19 protein-coding genes are annotated in these 19,912 nt (G+C 70.5%); 4 read left to right on the plus strand and 15 right to left on the minus strand.

Annotated elements, in window-relative coordinates:
• Positions 1–8: 8 nt before the first annotated feature.
• The 3 genes from ACWIHY_RS11095 to ACWIHY_RS11105 are packed head-to-tail and all read right to left on the minus strand — an operon-like array spanning position 9 to position 3,549.
• Complete coding sequence (locus tag ACWIHY_RS11095) at positions 9–917, minus strand: metal-dependent hydrolase (RefSeq protein WP_454375345.1); 909 nt, start codon at positions 915–917, stop codon at positions 9–11.
• On the minus strand, positions 914–2,683 hold the full coding sequence (locus tag ACWIHY_RS11100; RefSeq protein WP_454375346.1) for an SDR family oxidoreductase: 1,770 nt from the start codon (positions 2,681–2,683) through the stop codon (positions 914–916). Before ACWIHY_RS11100 ends, ACWIHY_RS11095 begins: the two co-directional genes overlap by 4 nt.
• On the minus strand, positions 2,680–3,549 hold the full coding sequence (locus ACWIHY_RS11105; protein WP_454375347.1) for a M24 family metallopeptidase: 870 nt from the start codon (positions 3,547–3,549) through the stop codon (positions 2,680–2,682). Before ACWIHY_RS11105 ends, ACWIHY_RS11100 begins: the two co-directional genes overlap by 4 nt.
• Positions 3,550–3,762: 213 nt before the next feature.
• Here ACWIHY_RS11105 and ACWIHY_RS11110 point away from each other — a divergent pair, with 213 nt between their 5' ends.
• From ACWIHY_RS11110 to ACWIHY_RS11125, 4 genes are read left to right on the plus strand one after another with little or no spacing between them, the layout of a single operon-like run.
• Positions 3,763–4,782, plus strand: a complete 1,020-nt coding sequence (locus ACWIHY_RS11110) for an ABC transporter ATP-binding protein (protein WP_454375348.1) — start codon at positions 3,763–3,765, stop codon at positions 4,780–4,782.
• A complete protein-coding gene (locus ACWIHY_RS11115; RefSeq protein WP_454375349.1) occupies positions 4,772–5,680 on the plus strand; it encodes an ABC transporter permease in 909 nt (302 codons plus the stop codon). The genes ACWIHY_RS11110 and ACWIHY_RS11115 overlap by 11 nt, the downstream gene beginning before the upstream one ends.
• A complete protein-coding gene (locus ACWIHY_RS11120; protein WP_454375350.1) occupies positions 5,677–6,588 on the plus strand; it encodes an ABC transporter ATP-binding protein in 912 nt (303 codons plus the stop codon). Before ACWIHY_RS11115 ends, ACWIHY_RS11120 begins: the two co-directional genes overlap by 4 nt.
• Positions 6,589–6,606: 18 nt before the next feature.
• Complete coding sequence (locus ACWIHY_RS11125; RefSeq protein WP_454375476.1) at positions 6,607–7,326, plus strand: ABC transporter permease; 720 nt, start codon at positions 6,607–6,609, stop codon at positions 7,324–7,326.
• A gap of 91 nt (positions 7,327–7,417) precedes the next feature.
• On the opposite strand, the gene ACWIHY_RS11130 is transcribed toward ACWIHY_RS11125, so the two are convergent.
• From ACWIHY_RS11130 to ACWIHY_RS11185, 12 genes are all read right to left on the minus strand, one after another.
• On the minus strand, positions 7,418–7,780 hold the full coding sequence (locus ACWIHY_RS11130; RefSeq protein WP_454375351.1) for a DUF488 domain-containing protein: 363 nt from the start codon (positions 7,778–7,780) through the stop codon (positions 7,418–7,420).
• A gap of 13 nt (positions 7,781–7,793) precedes the next feature.
• Entirely contained in the window at positions 7,794–9,059 is a 1,266-nt protein-coding gene (locus tag ACWIHY_RS11135; protein WP_454375352.1) for a CynX/NimT family MFS transporter, read from the minus strand.
• A gap of 79 nt (positions 9,060–9,138) precedes the next feature.
• Complete coding sequence (locus tag ACWIHY_RS11140; protein ID WP_454375353.1) at positions 9,139–9,813, minus strand: FadR/GntR family transcriptional regulator; 675 nt, start codon at positions 9,811–9,813, stop codon at positions 9,139–9,141.
• Positions 9,814–10,037: 224 nt separating this feature from the next.
• Entirely contained in the window at positions 10,038–10,856 is an 819-nt protein-coding gene (locus tag ACWIHY_RS11145) for an HAD family hydrolase (RefSeq protein ID WP_454375354.1), read from the minus strand.
• Between the two features lie 24 nt (positions 10,857–10,880).
• The gene (serS, locus tag ACWIHY_RS11150) at positions 10,881–12,152 is read right to left on the minus strand and encodes a serine--tRNA ligase (RefSeq protein ID WP_454375355.1); all 1,272 of its coding nucleotides are present in this window, start codon (positions 12,150–12,152) and stop codon (positions 10,881–10,883) included.
• Between the two features lie 575 nt (positions 12,153–12,727).
• Positions 12,728–13,663 carry a prephenate dehydratase gene (gene pheA, locus ACWIHY_RS11155; protein ID WP_454375356.1) on the minus strand — a complete coding sequence of 312 codons (936 nt, stop codon included), beginning with the start codon at positions 13,661–13,663 and terminating at the stop codon, positions 12,728–12,730.
• A gap of 89 nt (positions 13,664–13,752) precedes the next feature.
• Positions 13,753–15,021, minus strand: a complete 1,269-nt coding sequence (gene efeB / locus ACWIHY_RS11160; RefSeq protein ID WP_454375357.1) for an iron uptake transporter deferrochelatase/peroxidase subunit — start codon at positions 15,019–15,021, stop codon at positions 13,753–13,755.
• A gap of 5 nt (positions 15,022–15,026) precedes the next feature.
• Positions 15,027–16,970: a copper resistance CopC/CopD family protein gene (locus tag ACWIHY_RS11165; protein WP_454375358.1), complete on the minus strand. Its 1,944-nt coding sequence runs from the start codon at positions 16,968–16,970 to the stop codon at positions 15,027–15,029.
• A gap of 14 nt (positions 16,971–16,984) precedes the next feature.
• A complete protein-coding gene (locus ACWIHY_RS11170; RefSeq protein WP_454375477.1) occupies positions 16,985–17,443 on the minus strand; it encodes a copper chaperone PCu(A)C in 459 nt (152 codons plus the stop codon).
• Positions 17,443–18,105, minus strand: a complete 663-nt coding sequence (locus ACWIHY_RS11175; protein WP_454375359.1) for an SCO family protein — start codon at positions 18,103–18,105, stop codon at positions 17,443–17,445. Before ACWIHY_RS11175 ends, ACWIHY_RS11170 begins: the two co-directional genes overlap by 1 nt.
• Positions 18,106–18,142: 37 nt before the next feature.
• Positions 18,143–18,898, minus strand: coding sequence for a YcnI family copper-binding membrane protein (locus tag ACWIHY_RS11180; protein WP_454375360.1), 756 nt, complete (start codon positions 18,896–18,898; stop codon positions 18,143–18,145).
• A 113-nt stretch (positions 18,899–19,011) separates the two neighbouring features.
• On the minus strand, positions 19,012–19,815 hold the full coding sequence (locus ACWIHY_RS11185; RefSeq protein ID WP_454375361.1) for a hypothetical protein: 804 nt from the start codon (positions 19,813–19,815) through the stop codon (positions 19,012–19,014).
• Positions 19,816–19,912: the final 97 nt, after the last annotated feature.

Here is a 19,912-nt window from a genome sequence, read left to right on the forward strand (position 1 = left end):
CGTCTCACCTATGACAGCGCCGCCCGCCCCACCGCCCCCGCCGCGGCGCGGGCCGCGGGCGAGGTCGCGAGGTACTCGACGGCCTTGCGCAGCGAGCCTTCCTGCGAGGGATGGTACGACCGCCGGAAGTAGCGCGGTATCGCGGAGCCCAGCTCGCGCCAGGTCGGAAGCAGCCCCTGGGCGACCGCCCTGTTGTGCTCGCGCAGCGAGTACCGCAGCCGGCCGGCGAGCTGCGGGTCGTGGCGTATCAGGTACGCCGCACCCCAGGCCCACAGCCACAGCAGCACCGGGGCGACGACCACCATGCCCTCGACGCGGCGGGCGTACCGGGGCAGCCCCGTGCCCCCGCAGTGCTGGTACATGTCGAAGGCGACGGCCCGGTGCTCGACCTCCTCGGCGCCGTGCCAGCGCAGCAGGTCGAGCATCACCGCGTCCGGGTCGGCGTGGTCGAGGCCCTCCGCGTGCAGCACCCAGTTGCCCAGGACGGCGGTGAACTGCTCGATCGCGGCGATGAGCGACAGCCGGAAGCGCAGCCACTCCTGGGCCGGTATCGGCGCCCCGAAGGGAGGAACCTCACCGAGGAGCTTCTCGAAGAGGAAGTCCACGTGCTTGGTGTACGGGCCGGTGTCCAGGTTCTGCTCGGCCAGGTGGTTCAGCACGTACGCGTGCTGCACGCTGTGCGTGGCCTCCTGCCCCATGAAGCCCTTGACGTCCTTGAGCAGTTCGGGGTCGCCGACCAGCGGCAGCGCCTCCTTGAAGACCCTGACGAACCACCGCTCCCCCGCCGGCAGCAGCAGGTGCAGGACGTTGATCACGTGCGTGGCGGTGGGCTCGTCCGGTATCCAGTGCAGCGGCGTATCGCGCCAGTCGAACGAGACCCGGCGGGGGACGATGGCGTACTGCTCGTCGGTGCTCACAGCGGCGGATCCAGGCGGGCGATCGCGCGCAGGGTCCTCGGCGCGAAGCGCGACAGGAAGTGGGCGCCGCGCGCCTCGGGTGTGACCGGCACGAGGGCCTGGTTGCGTACGACGGCCTTCAGGACCGCGTCGGCGACCTTCTCCGGCGGGTAGTTGCGCAGCCCGTACAGGCGCGAGGACTTCTGCTGCCTGCGCTTCTCCTCGTCCGCCGGGACCCCGGCGAACCGTGCGGTCGAGGTGATGTTCGTGTTCACGAGTCCCGGGCAGATCGCGCTGACCCCGATGCCCTGGCCGGCGAATTCCGCGCGCAGGCACTCGCTCAGCATCAGCACCGCCGCCTTCGAGGTGCTGTAGGCGGGCAATGCCTTCGACGGCTGGTACGCCGCCGCCGACGCGGTGTTGACGATGTGGCCGCCCTGGCCGCGGTCGGCCATCTGCCTGCCGAAGAGGCGGCAGCCGTGGATGACGCCCCACAGGTTCACGTCGAGGACCTTCTTCCAGTCCTCGGACGTGGTGTCCAGGAAGGAGCCGGACAGACCGATCCCGGCGTTGTTCACCAGGACGTCGACGATTCCGTACTCGGCGGCGACCTTCTCGGCGAGCTTCTCCATCGCCTGCTCGTCCCCGACGTCGACCACCTCGGCCCAGGCCTTCGGAGCCCCGATCAGCCGCGCCATCTCCGCCGTACGGGCCGCCCCCTCCGCGTCCCGGTCCACGGCCACGATCCGCGCCCCGGCCTCGGCGAACGCGTAGGCCGTGGCGCGGCCGATGCCGCTGGCCGCGCCCGTCACCAGGACGAGCTGGCCGCCGAACCGGTCGGCGTACGGGCCGCTCGCCACCGCCTCGCGGGGCGCCACCCCGGCCGCAGTGTCCTCGTTCGCCGTGACGAACTCGCCGATCCACGCCGCCAACTGGTCGGGCCTGGTGCGCGGCACCCAGTGCTTGGCGGGCAGCGAGCGCCGCACCAGCTGAGGCGCCCACTGCTCCAGGTCGTCGTAGAGCCGCTCCGAGAGGAAGATGTCGCCGGTGGGCGTGATCAGCTGCACGGGTGCGTGGGCGTACGCGTCGGCGCGCGGCCTGCGCAGCCGGGCGCGGACGTTGTCGCGGTAGAGCCAGGCGCCGTGGGCCGCGTCCTGGGGGAGTGACGCCGTCGGGTAGTCGCCGGCCGGTACCTTCTCCACCCGCTGGAGGATCCTTGGCCACTGCTTGCCGAGTGGTCCGCGCCAGGCCAGCTCCGGCAGCACGGGGGTGTGCAGCATGTACACGTACCAGGACTTGGCGCCCTGGCCGAGCAGCTGGGCGGCCCTACGGGGGGTCGGCCGGGCCATGCGCTTCTTGATCCAGTGCCCGAAGTGGTCCAGGGAGGGTCCGGACATCGACGTGAAGGAGGCGATCCTGCCCTCGGTGCGCTTGACCGTGGCGAACTCCCAGGCCTGGACGGACCCCCAGTCGTGCCCGACCAGGTGCACCGGCTCGTCCGGGCTGACGGCGTCCGCGACGGCGAGGAAGTCGTCCGTCAGCTTCTCCAGCGTGAAGCCGCCGCGCAGCGGCTTGGGGGCGGTCGACCTGCCGTGCCCGCGTACGTCGTAGAGCACGACGTGGAACTGCCCGGCGAGCCGGGACGCGACCTCGGCCCACACCTCCTTGCTGTCCGGGTAGCCGTGCACCAGCAGCACGGTCGGCCGCGCCCTGTCGCCCAGTTCGGCGACGCACAGCTCCACTCCGCCCGTACGCACCCACCGCTCGGTGGCCTGCTCGATACTCACGCCGACTTCTCCTCTGCCCAGCGCCGCACGTGCGGCAGATCGTCGTCGAGCCAGAACGCGCTCTCTTCGGCGTCCTTGGAGTCCGTCACGACCAGAATCTCCTCGAACTTGGCGCCCGTCCCCCGGAATCCGAGGTGCGGTTCGACCGCCCACAGGCCCGGCTGGGGCGGGTGGTCGGAGAAGGTGTACGGGCTCCACAGCGGCGACCAGCCGTCGCGGTGGCCGTGCAGCGCGTCGCTCGCCAGCCCTTTCAGCGACTGGGTGCCGAACCCGAAGAGATGCGGCGACCAGCGGCGCTCCTTGACCCGGTCGACCTTGTGGGCGATGACGCCGAAGGGGTACGCGCGGTGCCGGTTGGCGTATCCCTGGCGGGTCATGAGCCGCTCGACGTCCTCGTAGATCTCCCGCAGCGGCCGTCGCTCGCGCACCTCGCGCAGGATCAGCTCACGGTGCGGTTCCAGATCGGCGAGGAGCTTGTCGTGCACGGGATGGAGGCCCAGGCATCCCGAGTAGCCGATGTCGGACGTGAAGCCCTTGTGGACCGGGGCCATGTCGAGGATGAAGGGCATCCCCGGCTCCAGCCGCCGGTTCGTCGGGAAGAACTGCAGCGGCACCCGGAAGTTCACGAAGGCCGTACGGTCACCGAACCAGGCGAACGGCAGATGGAACCAGTCGTTCACCCCGCGCTCGCGCAGCCAGTCGCGCTGCATCCGCGCCGCCTCGCGCTCCGTCACCCCCGGCTTGAGCTGGGCCGCGACGGCTTCCGCGCAGGCGTAGGCGAGGCGCTGCACCTCCCTGAACCCCCGCAATTCGGCGGTGAGTTCGCGCTGCGACGCAGAGACTGCTGAGACTGCTGCTGAGGCCATGCCACCTGTCCGTCCCGTGTTGCGGTACGCGTTCGTAACTTGACACTGATGAATGTGACAATGCCCGGCGGCGACGTCAAGGGTTCCGGTGTTACCTGTGGAAACTCGACGCCGGAACCGCCGGCCCCTACGGGCCCGTACGCCTTGAGTCGGACACCGATCCAGCCGTCTGGTCTGACGCCCGCTGTGGTCTGCGCCACTACCTTCGAGAACGTGACTGTGATCGCGACCGAAAGCCTGAGCAAGCGGTTCCCGAGGGTGACCGCTCTTGACCGGCTCTCGTTGGACATCGGACCCGGTGTGACCGGCCTGGTGGGCGCCAACGGAGCCGGCAAGTCCACCTTGATCAAGATCCTGCTGGGTCTGTCCCCCGCCACGGAGGGCACGGCTGCCGTGCTCGGCCTCGACGTCGCCACCAGCGGCGGGGCCATCCGCGAGCAGGTCGGCTACATGCCCGAGCACGACGCGCTGCCACCCGACGTCTCGGCCACCGAGTTCGTCGTCCACATGGCGCGCATGTCGGGGCTCCCGCCGACCGCCGCCCGCGAGCGCACCGCCGACACGCTGCGCCACGTCGGCCTGTACGAGGAGCGCTACCGCCCCATCGGCGGCTACTCGACCGGCATGAAGCAGCGCGTGAAGCTGGCGCAGGCCCTCGTCCACGACCCGAGGCTGGTCCTGCTCGACGAGCCGACCAACGGCCTCGACCCGGTCGGCCGCGACGAGATGCTCGGCCTCATCCGCCGCATCCACACCGACTTCGGCATCTCGGTCCTGGTCACCTCGCACCTCCTCGGTGAGCTCGAGCGCACCTGCGACCACGTCGTCGTCATCGACGGCGGCAAACTGCTCCGCTCCAGCTCCACCAGCGACTTCACCCAGACCACGGCCACCCTCGCCGTCGAGGTGACCGACACCGACACCCACCCGGACGGTACGCGCGCCCTGCGCGAGGCACTGACCGCGGCCGGACTGACGCTCCACGCGCGCGTGGAGGACGGTCTGCCCGGCGCGGGCCACATCCTGCTCGTCGAAGCGACCGGCGAGGAGACGTACGACCTGGTGCGTGACGCCGTCGCCGACCTGGGCGTGGGGCTCGTACGGATGGAACAGCGCCGGCACCACATCGCGGAGGTCTTCCGCACGAACGATCACGCGGCAGCAGACGCCGAGGCCGCCCGTGAGCCCGTCGCCGCCGTACAGCAGAAGGGAGACGGCCGCGATGGCAGCTGACCTCACGACACCGCCGGGCACCGACCCGACCCGTATTCACAACATCGGCTACCGGTCGTACGACGGCCCGCGCCTCGGCCGGGCGTACGCACGCCGCTCGCTCTTCTCACAGTCCCTGCGCGGCGCGTACGGACTGGGCCGCAGTGCCAAGTCCAAGGTGCTGCCGATGATCCTCTTCGCGGTGATGTGCCTCGTCGCGTCCATCATCGTCGCGGTCGCCGTGGCCACGCCCGGCATGACGGACCTGCCGCTGAAGTACACGCGGTTCGCGATCGTCATGCAGGCGGTCATCGGCCTCTACCTGGCCTCCCAAGCACCGCAGTCCGTATCGCGTGACCTGCGCTTCAAGACCGTGCCGCTGTACTTCTCCCGCCCGATCGAATACGTCGACTACGTCCTCGCCAAGTTCGCGGCGATGGCGTCGGCCCTCTTCATCCTCACGGCGACCCCGCTGGTGATCCTGTACGCCGGTGCGCTGCTCGCCGAATTCGACTTCGCGGACCAGACCAAGGCGTTCGCACAGGGGCTGGTGTCAGTGGCACTGCTGTCCGTTCTCTTTGCCGGGCTCGGCCTGGTCATGGCCGCGCTCACCCCGCGCCGCGGCTTCGGCGTGGCGGCCGTCATCGCCGTGCTGACCATCTCGTACGGCGCGGTGTCCACGGTCCAGGTGATCGCCTGGGACCAGGGTGCGACCGGGGCGGTCGAGTGGCTCGGCCTGTTCTCGCCCCTGACGCTCATCGACGGCGTACAGACCGCCTTCCTCGGCGCCACTTCAGCCTTCCCCGGAGGGGAAGGCCCCTCGGCCGGCAGCGGTGTGGTCTACCTGCTCGCCGTCCTCGCGCTCATCTTCGGCTCGTACGCCGTGCTGATGCGCCGCTACCGAAAGGTCGGGCTGTGACCACCATCGACATCGACCACACCTCGCGCTGGTTCGGCAACGTGGTGGCCGTCAACGACATCACCATGCGCGTCGGCCCCGGCGTGACCGGACTGCTCGGCCCCAACGGCGCGGGCAAGTCCACCCTGATCAACATGATGGGCGGCTTCCTCGCCCCCTCGACCGGCACCGTCACCCTCGACGGGAAGCCGATCTGGCGCAACGAGTCGGTCTACCAGCAGATCGGCATCGTGCCCGAGCGGGAGGCGATGTACGACTTCCTCACGGGCCGCGAATTCGTCGTCGCCAACGCCGAGCTGCACGGCCTGACCGCCGGGGCGGCGCAGCAGGCGCTCGCGACCGTCGAGATGGAGTACGCGCAGGACCGCAGGATCGCGACGTACAGCAAGGGCATGCGCCAGCGCGTGAAGATGGCGTCCGCTCTCGTCCACAACCCGTCGGTGCTGCTCCTGGACGAACCGTTCAACGGCATGGACCCGCGCCAGCGCATGCAGCTGATGGAACTGCTGCGGCGGATGGGCGCGGAGGGCCGTACGGTCCTCTTCTCTTCCCACATCCTGGAGGAGGTAGAACAGCTCGCCTCGCACATCGAGGTGATCGTGGCCGGACGGCACGCCGCATCCGGCGACTTCCGCAAGATCCGCCGCCTGATGACGGACCGCCCGCACCGCTATCTCGTACGGTCCAGCGACGACCGCGCGCTCGCCGCGGCACTGATCGCCGACCCGTCCACGGCAGGCATCGAAGTAGACCTGGCGGAAGGGGCGCTGCGCATCCAGGCCGTCGACTTCGGCCGGTTCACGGCGCTGCTTCCGCAGGTCGCCCGCGCGCACGGCATCCGGCTGCTGACGGTCTCGCCCTCCGACGAGTCGCTCGAATCGGTCTTCTCCTACCTCGTAGCGGCCTGAAAGGAGCTTGCAGCGATGATCTACGAACCCACAGTCGCCCGGCTCACCTACCGGGCCCTCCTCGGCCGCCGCAGGGCCGCCGTCCTCTTCGTCCTGCCGGCCCTGCTGATCGCGATCGCGGTCGCGGTACGGCTGCTGACGGGCGCCGACGACCAGATCGCGTCGGACGTCCTCGGCGGCTTCGCGATCGCCACGATGATCCCGCTGATCGGCGTGATCGCGGGCACCGGCGCGATCGGCCCGGAGATCGACGACGGCTCGATCGTCTATCTGCTCGCCAAGCCGGTGAAGCGGCCCACGATCATCTTCACCAAGCTCATCGTCGCGATCGCCGTGACGATGGCGTTCTCGGCGATCCCCACGTTCATCGCGGGCCTGATCCTCAACGGCAACGGCGGACAGATCGCGATCGCCTACACGGTCGCGGCGCTGGTCGCGTCGGTCGCGTACAGCGCGATCTTCCTGCTGCTCGGTACGGTCACCCGCCACGCGGTGGTCTTCGGCCTCGTCTACGCCCTCGTCTGGGAGACGCTCTTCGGCAGCCTCGTCCCGGGCGCGCGCACGCTCAGCGTGCAGCAGTGGGCGCTGTCCCTGGCGGAACGGATCGGCGCGAACGGCACGATCACCTCGGACGTCGCCCTGCCGACGGCGGTGGTCCTGCTGGCGTCGGTGACGGTGGCGGCGACCTGGTACGCGGGCCAGAAGCTCCGCACGCTCAAGCTCGCGGGCGAGGAGTAAGGGGCGTAAGCGGAACGCTGTCATCGGTCAATCCCCGCCCGGTGGACAGGTTGTCCACAGACGGCCCCCCGGCTCACCGCCGTCGAGGACCTCAGGCCAGCAGCAGGCGCCGCAGTACGGCGGTGTGGCTGCGGTCCGGGTCCTTGGCGGCGGTGAGCAGCGTAATCCGGCCGCCGCCCGCCGCGAGCTCACGCACGTCGCCCAGGGCCGCTGCCGCTTCCGGCGCCGCGAGCTCGGACTCGTAACGGCGGGCGAACTCCTCGAACTCGCCGGAAGCGCCGTGGTACCAGCGGCGCAGTTCCGTCGACGGGGTGAGGGCCTTGGGCCACTCGTCGACCTCCGCCGTCTCCTTGCTCAGGCCGCGCGGCCACAGCCGGTCGACCAGGACGCGCGTCCCGTCGTCGGCGGACGGCGGCTCGTACACTCTGCGCACTCTCACATCGGGTTCGGTCACGAGGACCAGCCTGCTACACCTTCCGGTCGCGCGCCGCGAACAGACCCACCACCAGGGCCGCCGCGCACACCCCAAGCATCAGCGCGATCGGCACCGTCCAGCTCCCGGTCGCCTCGTACACCGCGCCCGCGGCCAGCGGACCCGCCGCGGCCAGCAGGTAGCCCACCGTCTGCGCCATCCCGGACAGCCGGGCCGCCGTCACCGCGTCACCCGAGCGCAGCACGATCAGCGTCAGTGCGAGGCCGACGGCGCCGCCCTGGCCGACGCCGAGCACCGCGGACCACAGCCAGGCGCCGGCGACCGGGGCGGTCATCAGGCCGGCGTAACCGGCCCCCACCATGGTCGTGACCAGCACGATCAGCGGGCGCTGACTGCGCATACGACCGGCCAGCAGCGGGACGCCGAACGCGCCCGCGATCTGGATGAGGTTGTTGAAGGCGAAGACCACACCCGCGGTGGAGCGGCTCATTCCGTGGTCCGTGAAGATCGTGGGCATCCACGCGATCAGTACGTACGACCAGAGCGACTGCAGCCCCATGAAGAGCGTCACCTGCCACGCCAGCGCCGACCGCCACACATTGCGGGTCGGGTCGCCGCGCACCGCGCCGACCCGTACCTCGTGGCCCGTACGGTTCCGGGCGATCAGCACCTGCGGCAGCCACGCCACGGCGGCGACCACGGCCAGCAGTGACCAGAACGCCAGCGATGCCTCCCAGCTGCCGCCGAACGCCTTCTCCAGCGGCACCGAAGCGGCCGCGGCGACCGTCGCGCCCGCGATCATCGCGCCGGTGTAGACCGATGTCATCGAGGCGGCCCGGCCCGGGAAGTCGCGCTTGATCAGGCCCGGCATCAGGACGTTGAGCAGAGCGATCGCCAGCCCGATCAGCAGGCTGCCGCCGTACAGCGCCGGCGCGGCGGGCGCGACCCGCACCACAATCCCCAAGCCGAGCAGCAACAGGGCGCAGAACAGCACCACTTCGGTGCCGAACCGCCGCCCCAGCCAAGGCGCCACCATCGCGCCCACGCCGAGGAAGAGCACCGGCACAGACGTCACCAGGCTCGTCGCCGTCGACGACAGCCCGTAGGTCCCGCTGATCTCGCTCACCAGCGGCGACGCACTCGCCAGCGCCGCCCGCATGTTGACGGACGCCAGCACGATCCCGATCAGCAGCACCGCCGGACGGGCGAGCAACGCGCGTCGCGCGGCGGCTCGTTGAGGCGACAGCCGTACGCCGGCCTCGGTGTCCAGGAAGAGTTGATCAGAGTCCGGGCGTGACAAGGCATGCGCCTTTCGAGGGAGGGGGTTGGGGGCGCGATCAGTGGGTGATCAGTGAATGATCAGGGTGATCAGCGGCCGATCAGCGGGTGATCAGGGCCGTCACCACATCGATCGGCACCTGGAGCACAGCCCGCGCGGCCAGCTCGGCCGCCGCCGGGTCGCCGGCCTCGATCGCGTCGATCAGCGCCGCGTGCGCGGCCAGGTCGATCGGCGGCATGTCGTGGTCGCCGAGCGCGGTGACCAGCGTTTCGTGCACCTGGGTGGAGAAGAAGCGGTACACCTCGGTGAACGCGGCGTTGTGCGTCGCCTCGACGACGCCGAGGTGGAACGCGAGGTCGGCGTCGGCGGCCCGGTCGCCCTGTTCGTGCAGCTCGGCGAGGACGTGGCGCAGCGCGCGCAGGTCCGCCTCGTCGCGCCGTACGGCGGCCAGTCGCGCCGCCTCGGCCTCCAGCGCGACCCGCAGCTCCAGGACGTCCAGTACGTTCGCGTGCCGCATTCCGCGCAGCACCGCCGCCGGGTCGGCGGCCGAGCGTACGAACGTGCCGTTGCCCTGGCGCGATTCGAGGAGCCCGCCGTGCACGAGCACGCGCACCGCCTCGCGCACCGTGTTGCGGCCGACGCCGAGCTGCTCGGCCAGTTCGTGCTCGGTCGGGATGCGGTCGCCGACGGCCCACTCGCCCTCGGCAAGCTGCGCCCGCAGCTGATCGACGACGGTGTCGACCAGGGACTGCCGTCCCGCCGCCCGCAGCGCCATGTCCGCCTCCGCCTTGCCTCGACTGTGATGTCCGGCGCCGTGAACCTCTCCGGTGCCTTGCAGCCGGGGCTGATCCATCCGGTTGCCCAGTCATCCTACAACTGGGAAAATAGGATGACGCCGCCCCGCAGGACCGGGCACACTGGGTCACGCACCACTCACGGGGGAGGGGTGTTGGCCGGTGACATGCGCACCCGGCCAACACTCGCCACCGACGAGGGGACTCAGCCGCTCAGCAGCTGTTCCAGGACGACCGCGATGCCGTCGTGGTCGTTGGACGCCGTGATCTCGTGCGCCACGGCCTTCAGTTCGTCGTGCGCGTTGGCCATCGCCACGCCGTGCGCCGCCCAGCCGAACATCGGGATGTCGTTCGGCATGTCGCCGAAGGCGATCGTGTCCGCGGCCTTGAGTTTCAGCCGCCGCGCCGCCAGCGACAGGCCCGTCGCCTTGCTGAGGCCCAGCGGGAGAAGCTCCACCACGCCCGGACCCGCCATGACCACGTCGACCAGGCTGCCGACAGTCTGGCGCGCGACCCGCGCCAGCTCGTCGTCGTCCAGGTCCGGGTGCTGGATGTAGACCTTGTTCAGCGGCGCCGACCACAGCTCGGACGGGTCCTTGAGGTCCACGTACGGAAGCGGACCTTCCTGCACCCGGTAGCCCGCCCCGACCAGCACCTCACCCTGCAGGCCGTCACGACTCGCGGCGAGCGCCAGCGGGCCGGTCTCCGCCTCGATCTTCGACAGCGCCAGCCCGGCCAGCTGCCGGTCCAGCGTCACCGATGTCAGCAGCCGGTGTTCACCCGCGTGGTAGACCTGTGCGCCCTGGCCGCAGACCGCGAGGCCCTGGTAGCCGAGATCGTCCAGGATGTGCCGCGTCCACGGAACCGAGCGGCCGGTGACGACGATGTGGGCCGCGCCCGCCGCCGTGGCGGCGGCGAGCGCTTCGCGCGTACGGACCGAGACCGTGTCGTCGGAGCGCAGCAGCGTCCCGTCGAGGTCGGTCGCGACCAGTTTGTACGGGAACGGCCGGGAGGTGGTGCTCACTTGGAGAGGGGCTCCGGACGGCATCTACTTGGGCTCAAGAGTGGCTCGTCCTCCGAGGTACGGACGCAGCACCTCGGGCACGCGCACCGAACCGTCGGCCTGCTGGTGGTTCTCCAGGATCGCCACGATCGTGCGCGGGACGGCGCACAGCGTGCCGTTCAGCGTCGCGAGCGGCTGCACCTTCTTGCCCTCGCGCATGCGGATCGACAGCCGGCGCGACTGGAACTCCAGGCAGTTCGACGCGGACGTCAGCTCGCGGTACTTGCCCTGCGTCGGAATCCACGCCTCGCAGTCGTACTTCCGCGAGGCCGAGGCACCCAGGTCACCACTGGCCACGTCGATCACCTGGAACGGCAGCTCCAGCGACGACAGCCACTGCTTCTCCCACGCCAGCAGCCGGTCCAGCTCCGCCTCGGCGTCCGCCGGGTCGACGTACGAGAACATCTCGACTTTGTCGAACTGGTGCACCCGGAAGATGCCCCGGGTGTCCTTCCCGTACGTACCGGCCTCACGGCGGAAGCAGGGCGAGAAGCCGGCGTACCGCAGCGGCAGCTTGTCCGCGTCGATGATCTCGTCCATGTGGTACGCCGCGAGGGGGACCTCGGAGGTGCCGACCAGGTAGTAGTCGTCCTTCTCCAGGTGGTACACGTTCTCGGCGGCCTGGCCGAGGAAGCCCGTGCCCTCCATGGCGCGCGGGCGGACCAGCGCGGGGGTCAGCATCGGGATCAGGCCGGCCTCGGTGGCCTGCGCGATCGCCGCGTTGACGAGGGCGAGCTCGAGGAGCGCGCCGATGCCGGTCAGGTAGTAGAAGCGCGAGCCGGACACCTTGGCGCCGCGCTCGACGTCGATCGCGCCGAGCGCCTCGCCGAGCTCGAGGTGGTCCTTGGGCTCGAAGCCCTCGGCCGCGAAGTCGCGCGGGGTGCCGATCGTGTCCCGTACGACGAAGTCTTCCTCGCCGCCCACGGGCACGTCGGGGTGCACGATGTTGCCGAGCTGCAGCAGCAGCCGCTTGGACTCCTCGGCCGCCTCGTCCTGCTCGGCGTCGGCGGCCTTGACGGCGGCGGAGAGGTCGCCGGCCTTCTTCAGCAGCTCGGCCTTCTCGTCGCCGGAGGCCTTGGGGATGAGTTTGCCGAGCGACTTCTGCTCGGAGCGGAGTTCGTCGAAGCGGACGCCGGACGACCTGCGCCGCTCGTCGGCGGAGAGGAGGGCGTCGACAAGGGCGACGTCCTCTCCACGGGCGCGCTGGGAGGCGCGAACACGGTCGGGGTCCTCACGGAGCAGGCGAAGGTCAATCACCCCACCAGGCTACCTGCGACCGCTTCCGCCCTTCGACTTGATATCGCATTGCGTGGCACTTTGCCCGTAATGCCCAAATTGGGAATCGTGGGCAGCGGTCGTCCCGGAGCCTGTGGCAGGCGTCAATAAAACAGGCACTATTCCCCGAAACAGGGCACTTCCGGTTCGACTCCTTGACGCTTTTCCCTTGCGCGGAGCGGGAGTTGGCGTCTCGGTTGTCCACAGGAATGGACGGCCTCCAGGACTTATCCACAGGCTGTGCGAAAGATCTGTGGATGCCGGAAGGGGGCGTTCCGAAAGGTGCATGAAGGGCCAAGGATTCCCGGCCCAAACCCCCTTCACACACTCATTCGGGTGGGAATTGCTCGCCCTAAAGAGTTGATCAATAGAATTGGGGTGACAGGTGATGACCTGGCGCCCTGTGGACGGAAGGGAGCTCTCTGAGCAGATTTGTCGACGATGTCGGGATGTGTTGTCGACTTGTCCCCAGGTCGAGAACCGCGCCTGTGGACAACTTCTGTGGACAACGCAAATCTGCAGGTAGGACTAGCAGCAGGAGCCGCCGCCCGGACGGGTCAGGCCCGGCCGTCCTGGCTCCGCGCCAGCCAGTCCGCGGCCGCCACGAATTCCGCGTCCGAGGTCCCCGGCCGCAGCGCCCGCACGTCCTCGGCCGCCACACCGGCGCGCGGGTACGACCCGAGGAACCGCACCTTCGGGCAGATCCGCTTCAGCCCCATCAGGGCCTCGCCCACCCGCCGGTCCGAGATATGGCCCTCGGCGTCCACGGCGAAGCAGTAATTTCCGATGCCCGCGCCCGTCGGCCGCGACTGGATCAGCATCAGGTTGACGCCGCGCACCGCGAATTCCTGGAGCAGTTCCAGCAGTGCGCCCGGGTGGTCGTCGCCCAGCCAGAGAACCACCGATGTCTTGTCCGCACCGGTCGGTGCCGCGGGCCGCGCGGGCCGCCCCACCAGCACGAAGCGCGTCTGCGCGTTCACCGCGTCGTGGATCTCGGTGACCAGCGGTTCGAGACCGTATTTCGCCGCGGCGAACTCACCCGCGAAGGCCGCGTCGTACCGGCCCTCCTGGACGAGCCGCGCGCCGTCCGCGTTCGACGCCGCCGACTCCCACAGCGCGTCGGGCAGGTGGGCCGCCATCCAGTTGCGTACCTGCGGCTGGGCGGCGGGGTGCGCGGTGACCGTCTTGATGTCGGAGAGCTTCGTGCCGGGGCGCACCAGCAGCGCGAAGCTGATGGAGAGCAGCACCTCGCGGTAGATCATCAGCGGTTCGCCGGACGCCAGCTCGTCGAGCGTGGCGGTGATGCCGCCCTCGACGGAGTTCTCGATCGGTACGAGCGCCGCCGCCGCCTCACCGCTGCGTACCGCGTCGAGCGCGGCGGGTACGGACACCATCGGGGCGAGTTCCCGGGTGGCGGCTTCAGGGAGCGTGCGGAGGGCGACCTCGGTGAAGGTGCCTTCGGGGCCGAGATAGGCATAGCGCGTTGCCGACATACGGTCACCTTAATGCGCCGTACGGGAGGGCTGTACGGAACGAGCGACGGGACGGGGAACGGCACAGAGGCCGGAACGCAGGCCGGGACTCAGGACTCCAGGAGCCGCTGTCCCACGTACTCCCCGTCCCGCGCCCCGCCCGGCACGGCGAACAGCCCGCTCGCCTCGTGCCGGATGAACGGCGACAGGGCGTCCCCCCGGTCGAGCTTGCGCTGCACCGGCACGAAGCCGCGCAGCGGGTCCGCCTGCCAGCAGACGAAGAGCAGTCCGGCGTCCGGCGTGCCGTCCGCGCCGATCCCGTCGTGGTACGAGAACGGCCGGCGCAGCATCGCCGCGCCGCCGTTCTGTTCGGGTGCGGAGATACGGGCGTGGGCGTTGGACGGGATGACGAGCTTGCCGTCCGGACCGGTCCGGTCGAGGTCGAGCTCGGTGGTCTCGGTGCCGCCCGTCAGCGGCGCCCCGTCGCTCTTCTTCCGCCCGATGACCTTCTCCTGGTCGCCGCGCGGCAGCTTCTCCCAGTCGTCGAGGAGCATACGGATGCGGCGTACGACGGCGTAGGAGCCGCCCGCCATCCACTCGGGTCCCTCGGCGCCGCCGTCCGTCGGGACGAAGATCCGCCGGTCGAAGTCGGTCTCGGAGGGCTTCGGGTTGCCGGTGCCGTCGATCTGGCCCATCAGGTTGCGGGCCGTCATGGGCTGCGCGGTGGCGCCCGGGGAACGGTTGAAGCCGTTCATCTGCCACCGCACCCGGGCGGCCTCGCCCGCCTCCTTCTGGATGGTGCGCAAGGCGTGGAAGGCGACCAGTGCGTCGTCTGCGCCGATCTGGACCCACAGGTCGCCGTTGCTGCGCCGTGCGTCGAGGTGGTCGGAGGAGAAGTCGGGCAGCGGGTCGAGCGCGGCCGGGCGCCGCCGGTTCAGTCCCGTACGGCTGAAGAACGTGCGGCCGAAGCCGAAGGTGACGGTGAGCGAGGACGGTCCGGCGTCCAGTGCCACCCCGGTGTCGGCGTCGCCGAACGGGTCGCCGGCCGTCATCCTGTGCGCCGCCGCCGACCAGCGCCGCAGCAGCGCCGCCGCCTCCTTGCGTCCGGCGCCGGGGGCGAGGTCGAAGGCGACAAGGTGGCCCCGGGCCTGGAGGGGGGTGGTGATGCCCGCCTGGTGCCTGCCGTGGAAGGGGACGGCGGTCGAGCCGACGGAGGTCAGTGCCGTGGTGCCGGAGGAGGCCTCGGAGCCGCCGGCCGCGGCGTACACGGTGGCGCCGCCGGTGGCGCCGAGGGCGAGGCCTGCGGCGCCGGCCGCGCCCGCGGTGCCGAGCAGCCGCCTCCTCGAGATGCCGTTCTCGCTCACGTCGTTGTCGTTCACGCCGGTCAGCCGATCTTCACGTTCTTCTTGACGGTCACTTGGTCGATGTCGGAGGTGCGTACGGTCACTTCGACCTCCCAGGTCCCCGGCATGGGTATCTGCACGCCGTTGGCACTCCAGTGTCCGGTGGCGATGCGGTCGGGGGCGGCCGGCAGCGGACCGATCTCCTTGTCGTTGTTGGTGAAGGCGACCTTCACCTCGGGTGCGTCCATGGCGCGCCCGTTGGGCCGCTCGAGCCATACGTGCAGGGAGTTGGCGCCGGAGCGCGCGGGGTCGAGTTCGACCTTCGCGGTGCCCTTGCCGTCCTCGCCGCCGGTGTCGAAGGGGATGCGGACATTGATGGGCCCTGCGGGGGCGGCGGTTTCGCTGCGGCCCGCTTCCTTCTCCTCGGTGCGGCCGGGCTCGGTGCTCGTCAGCAGGGTCGTCACGGCCAGCAGGACCACGGCGACCGCCGCCTCCGCGAGCACGGAGCGCCGCAGCCCCAGCCGCTGGGGGTCGGCGTCCCGTACCCGCTTCTGACGCGCCGTTGCCACGGCGGCTCTCTGGCGGGCGAGCTGGGCGGCGCGCGCGGGGTCCTCGGGCACGGTGACGGGCTCGCGCTCGGGTTCGTCGGCAGAGTCGTCGGCACCGTCGTCGGCAGGGTCGGCGGGCTCTTCGGCGTCGGATTCCTCAGCCTGCGGAGCGGCCGCCCCGGCCAGTTGCCCCGTCCAGCGCCGCGAGATCCAGGCCATGCCGACGAGGACGGCCACCAGACCGATCTTGACGAGCAGGAGCTGCCCGTACGCCGTTCCGGTCAGAGCCGACCAGGTGCCGACCTGCCGCCAGGACTGGTAGGTCCCGGTCGCGGCCACGACGGCGACGCTCGCGAAGGCCAGGCGGGAGAAGTTGCGTACGGCGCCGCGTTCGATGCCCGGCACCCTGTAGAGCGCGACGAGCAGCGCGGCGAGGCCGCCGATCCAGGTGGAGGCGGCCAGCATGTGCAGGACGTCGACGGGCATCGCGATGCCGGGCTGGAGTCCGGTCGACGCGTGTTCGGAGAGCGCCCAGGTGGCCGCGATCCCGGCGGCCAGGACGCCACCGCCCAGAGCGAGCCCGAAGGTGAGGTCCTTCTTCTCGCTGAGCTGCTTCTCGTCCCCGGGCGCGTCGTTCTTGGCGTACGCGCCGAACAGCACGGCGACGAAGAGTGCGGCGGCGCCGAGCAGCAGCAGCCGCGAGACGAGCGAGGCGCCGGTCTTGGTCTCCAGTACGGCCTTGAGCCCGCTCAGGTCGAAGGCGTCCGCGAGCTTCCCGGAGCCCGTGTAGGGGGCGCGCAGCAGCAGCATCGCGAGCGTCGAGGCGGTCAGGGTGATCCAGCCCTGTACGACGAGGCGCTGCACGGGCCGTTCACCCGCGCCGCGCTGCCAGCAGGCCAGGACGAAAGCGCCGCCGCCGACGAGCAGGATGAAGCCGGCGTACGCGGTGTAGCGGGCGATGCCGTAGAGGGCGCCGACGAGACCGCCGCCGGCGGTCTGTTCGGGCAGGGCGACGGTGGTCTTGGAGGGGGCGCCGATGGAGAAGGTGAAGGCCCCGGAGATGGGGTGGCTGTCGGCGGAGACGGCCTGCCAGGCGACGGTGTACGTGCCGTCGGGCAGCCCGGGGTTCAGGGCGACGCCGTACTTGACGACGCTGCCGCTGCTCATGTCGCGTACTTCACCGGCGTCGGAGCGCTTCCCGCTCGGTTCCAGTACGCGGATCGAGTCGTTCCCGAGAGCGATCTTCTCGGAGAACGTGAGAGTGATGTTCTTGGGCGCGGTGGCGACGACCGCCCCGTCCTTCGGGTCGCTTTCCGTGAGCGCGGCGTGCGCGGACGCGGGGGCGGCCCCTGCGAGCAGGGTGCCGAGGAGTGCGGTGGTGACGAGCAGCAGTCTGATCACTGCGGCTGCTCCGAAGCGCGGGGCGGTTGCCGGCATGGTGGGTCAGTCCCTCACTGCTTCTTGGGGTTGTGGGTGGACTCCTTCACGGGAAGTTCGGCCTTGATCGGGCCGGCCTTCTCGAAGTGCAGCTCCACGGACACGTTCTCGCCCTGCTTGGGCTTCTTCTTGAGCTCGAGGAACATCATGTGGTTCCCACCGCGCTCCAGGTCGAGCTCGCCGTCCGCGGGGATGTCGAAGGACGTGACCTCGCGCATCTTCTGGTTCTTGGTCTCGTGGATCTGGACCTCGCCCGCGATGTCGCTGGTGACGGAGGTGAGCCGGTCCGCGGTGCCGCTGTCGTTCGTGACGGTGAGGAAGCCCGCGGCCATGTCGTCCATGACGGGCTCCGGCATGAATGCCCCGGTGACCTTCAGCCGCGGCTTGTCGTCGCCCCCGGAGGAGGAGCAGCCGGCCAGTACGAGGCCGGCGGCGAGCGCCGCGGCCGTCGTGAGGGTGTTGCGCCGGCGGATCACGGGTTCTCCCCCTTGATGAGCTCGGGGAGGTCCTTGGTGTAGTCGTCGGCGGTGGTGTCCTCGCTGTAGAGGACGTATCCGGCGTCGGTCTTCGGGGAGAAGGCGATGACCTGCGCGCCGTGCATGGAGACGACGGTGCCGTCCTTCTCCTTCTTGGGCGGGTCGATGCCGATTCCCATCTGGCGGGCCCCGGCCTGGATGGTCGGGAAGTCGCCGGTGAGGCCGGTGAAGGACGGGTCGCCCGCGCCCCTGAGCCACTTGCCGAGGGCCTCGGGGGTGTCGCGTTCGGGGTCGGTGGTGACGAAGACGACCTGGAGCTTGTCGCGGTCGGCCTGGGGGAGCTTCTTGTACGCGATGGCGATGTTGCTCATCGTCAGGGGGCAGACGTCGGGGCAGTTGGTGTAGCCGAAGTAGATGAGTGTCGGCTTGCCCTTGGTCCGCTCTCGCAGGTCGTACTTCTTGCCGTGGGTGTCCGTGAGGACGAGGTCCGGCTTCTTGAAGGGCCGGTCGAGTACGGTCGCGGCCTTGTCGTTCATGTCGGCGGAGACGTCGGTGACGGGCTTGGTGCCGCTGTCAGCCTTGTCGCCGCCGCACGCGGACAGGGTGAGTGCGGCTGCGGCGGCGAGGGCCGCCACGGCCAGCGCGTGCTTGTTGCGCATGGAGAGGGTTCCCGTGTTTCGGTGGGGGATTGAGGCGTCAGGACGTGCGGCGGCGGCCGGCGAGGACACCGAAGGCCACTCCCGCGACACCCACGAGGATGCCGACGATGCCGAGGACGCGGGCGGTCGTGTCGCTGGCGGCGGTGTCGCCGGCGTCCGCGGTCTCGCTCTTGTGACCGGCGTTGTGGGCCTTGCCGGTTTCCTTCTCGTCGCTCTTCGCCTCGCCGCCGGAGGCGCCGTGGTGGTCGTCACCGGTGGGCTCGGTCAACTTGAGCACGGGCGCGGGCGACTGGGGCTCCTCCTCGCCCTCCTTGGGCTCCTCGATCCAGCGGACGACTTCCTCGTTGTCGTAGGTCTGGACGGCCTTGAGGACGAGCTGGTCGGCGTCCTCGGGCAGCTGGCCGAGGGAGAGCGGGAACTGCTGGAACTGGCCGGGCCCGATCTTGCCGCCGGTCCAGGTGACCTTGGAGACGGCTTCGTCGATCTCCTTGCCGTGGACCTTCAGCGGCTTGTCGAGCTTCGTCTTGGTGACCTCGGTCTTCCAGCCGGGTACGGGCTGCGGCATGACGGACGACAGCGGGTGGCCGGTCGGGAAGGAGACCTCGAGCTTGACGGTCGAGGCGTTGTCGCGCTCGTTGGGCACCTTGACGTTGACGGTGGCGTAGCCGCCCTTCTCGGCGGGCCCGACGGGCTGTACGCCGACGTGCGCGAAGGCCGTTCCCGCGAACAGCAGGACAGTGGAAGCGGCGGCGGCACCGGCGACGGAGACAACGGACATACGGGTGACGTTCATGCTGGAACACTCCACGGAGCAGAGGTGAATGACGCTCCGGTGCACGGATGCGCACCGGCATCACGGCGCCGCTCCCGTGGGTGTGCGAGGGTTACGCCGGGGAGTGCGCCGCGTCAGGCTGCGAGTACGAGCGCCGCGGTGGGCGGTCCGCGCCGGACCACCGTGTGCTGGAGGGCTTCTCCGGCCGGCCGCAGGGCCGTGAGGAACGGGGTGTGCGGCGTACGCGTGCCGCGGACGGGCGTTCCCGGGAGCGGGCCGACGCTGAGCGACCGTACGAGGGCCAGGGCGGCGCGCAGCGACCGCAGGAGCGCGCCTTCCGCGACGCCGTGGGCCGACAGCAGGACCAGCCGGGACAGTGCCATTTCTCCGCGCCGCAGGAGCCATCCGGTCGCGACGGCGGCCAGCAGGTGACCGAGCAGCATGGGGAGGCCGGGCAGCAGTCCGGTGGCCGGTTCGCCGGCGCCCGTGTGGTGCGCGGTGTGCGCGAGGTGCTGCCGCGCCGTGTGCAGGGACGCCGGGTCGATGCCGGCTTCGGTGACGATGCGGCGCGCCTCGGCGGTGCTGAGCGGCAGTGCGCCGGCGCCGCACACGAGCTTCGCGGCGAAGGCCCGCAGCGAGGTGTCGGTGGCCGCGCTTTCGAGAGCCGGGCTGTGCTGGCCGAGGCCGAAGAGGGTGTGCAGGGCGAGCTGTCCGCAGGTGAGCGCGGCGGTGATGGCGGGCAACGAGCGGGCGGGCCCGGCGAAGGGGGCGACCAGGCCGAATACGGCGGTGCAGCCGAGTGCCAGCGTCCACCAGGGGACGGTCGTGCAGGACGCCATGACGTGTCCGGTCGCGGACAGCACGACACAGACCGCGGTGAACACCGCGGTCCTCACCAGCCGCAGACGGGCTGCGGCGCGTGCGACGGACGTAGACATGGCCTCGACATCATCGCACTGCGTCCACGGCATTCCTACGGCAGGTCCTGGAGCATATACACCGGCGTAAGGAGTGCGCGCGTCGGCCGAATGAGCG

It is taken from the genome of Streptomyces sp. NPDC055287 (assembly GCF_053646035.1).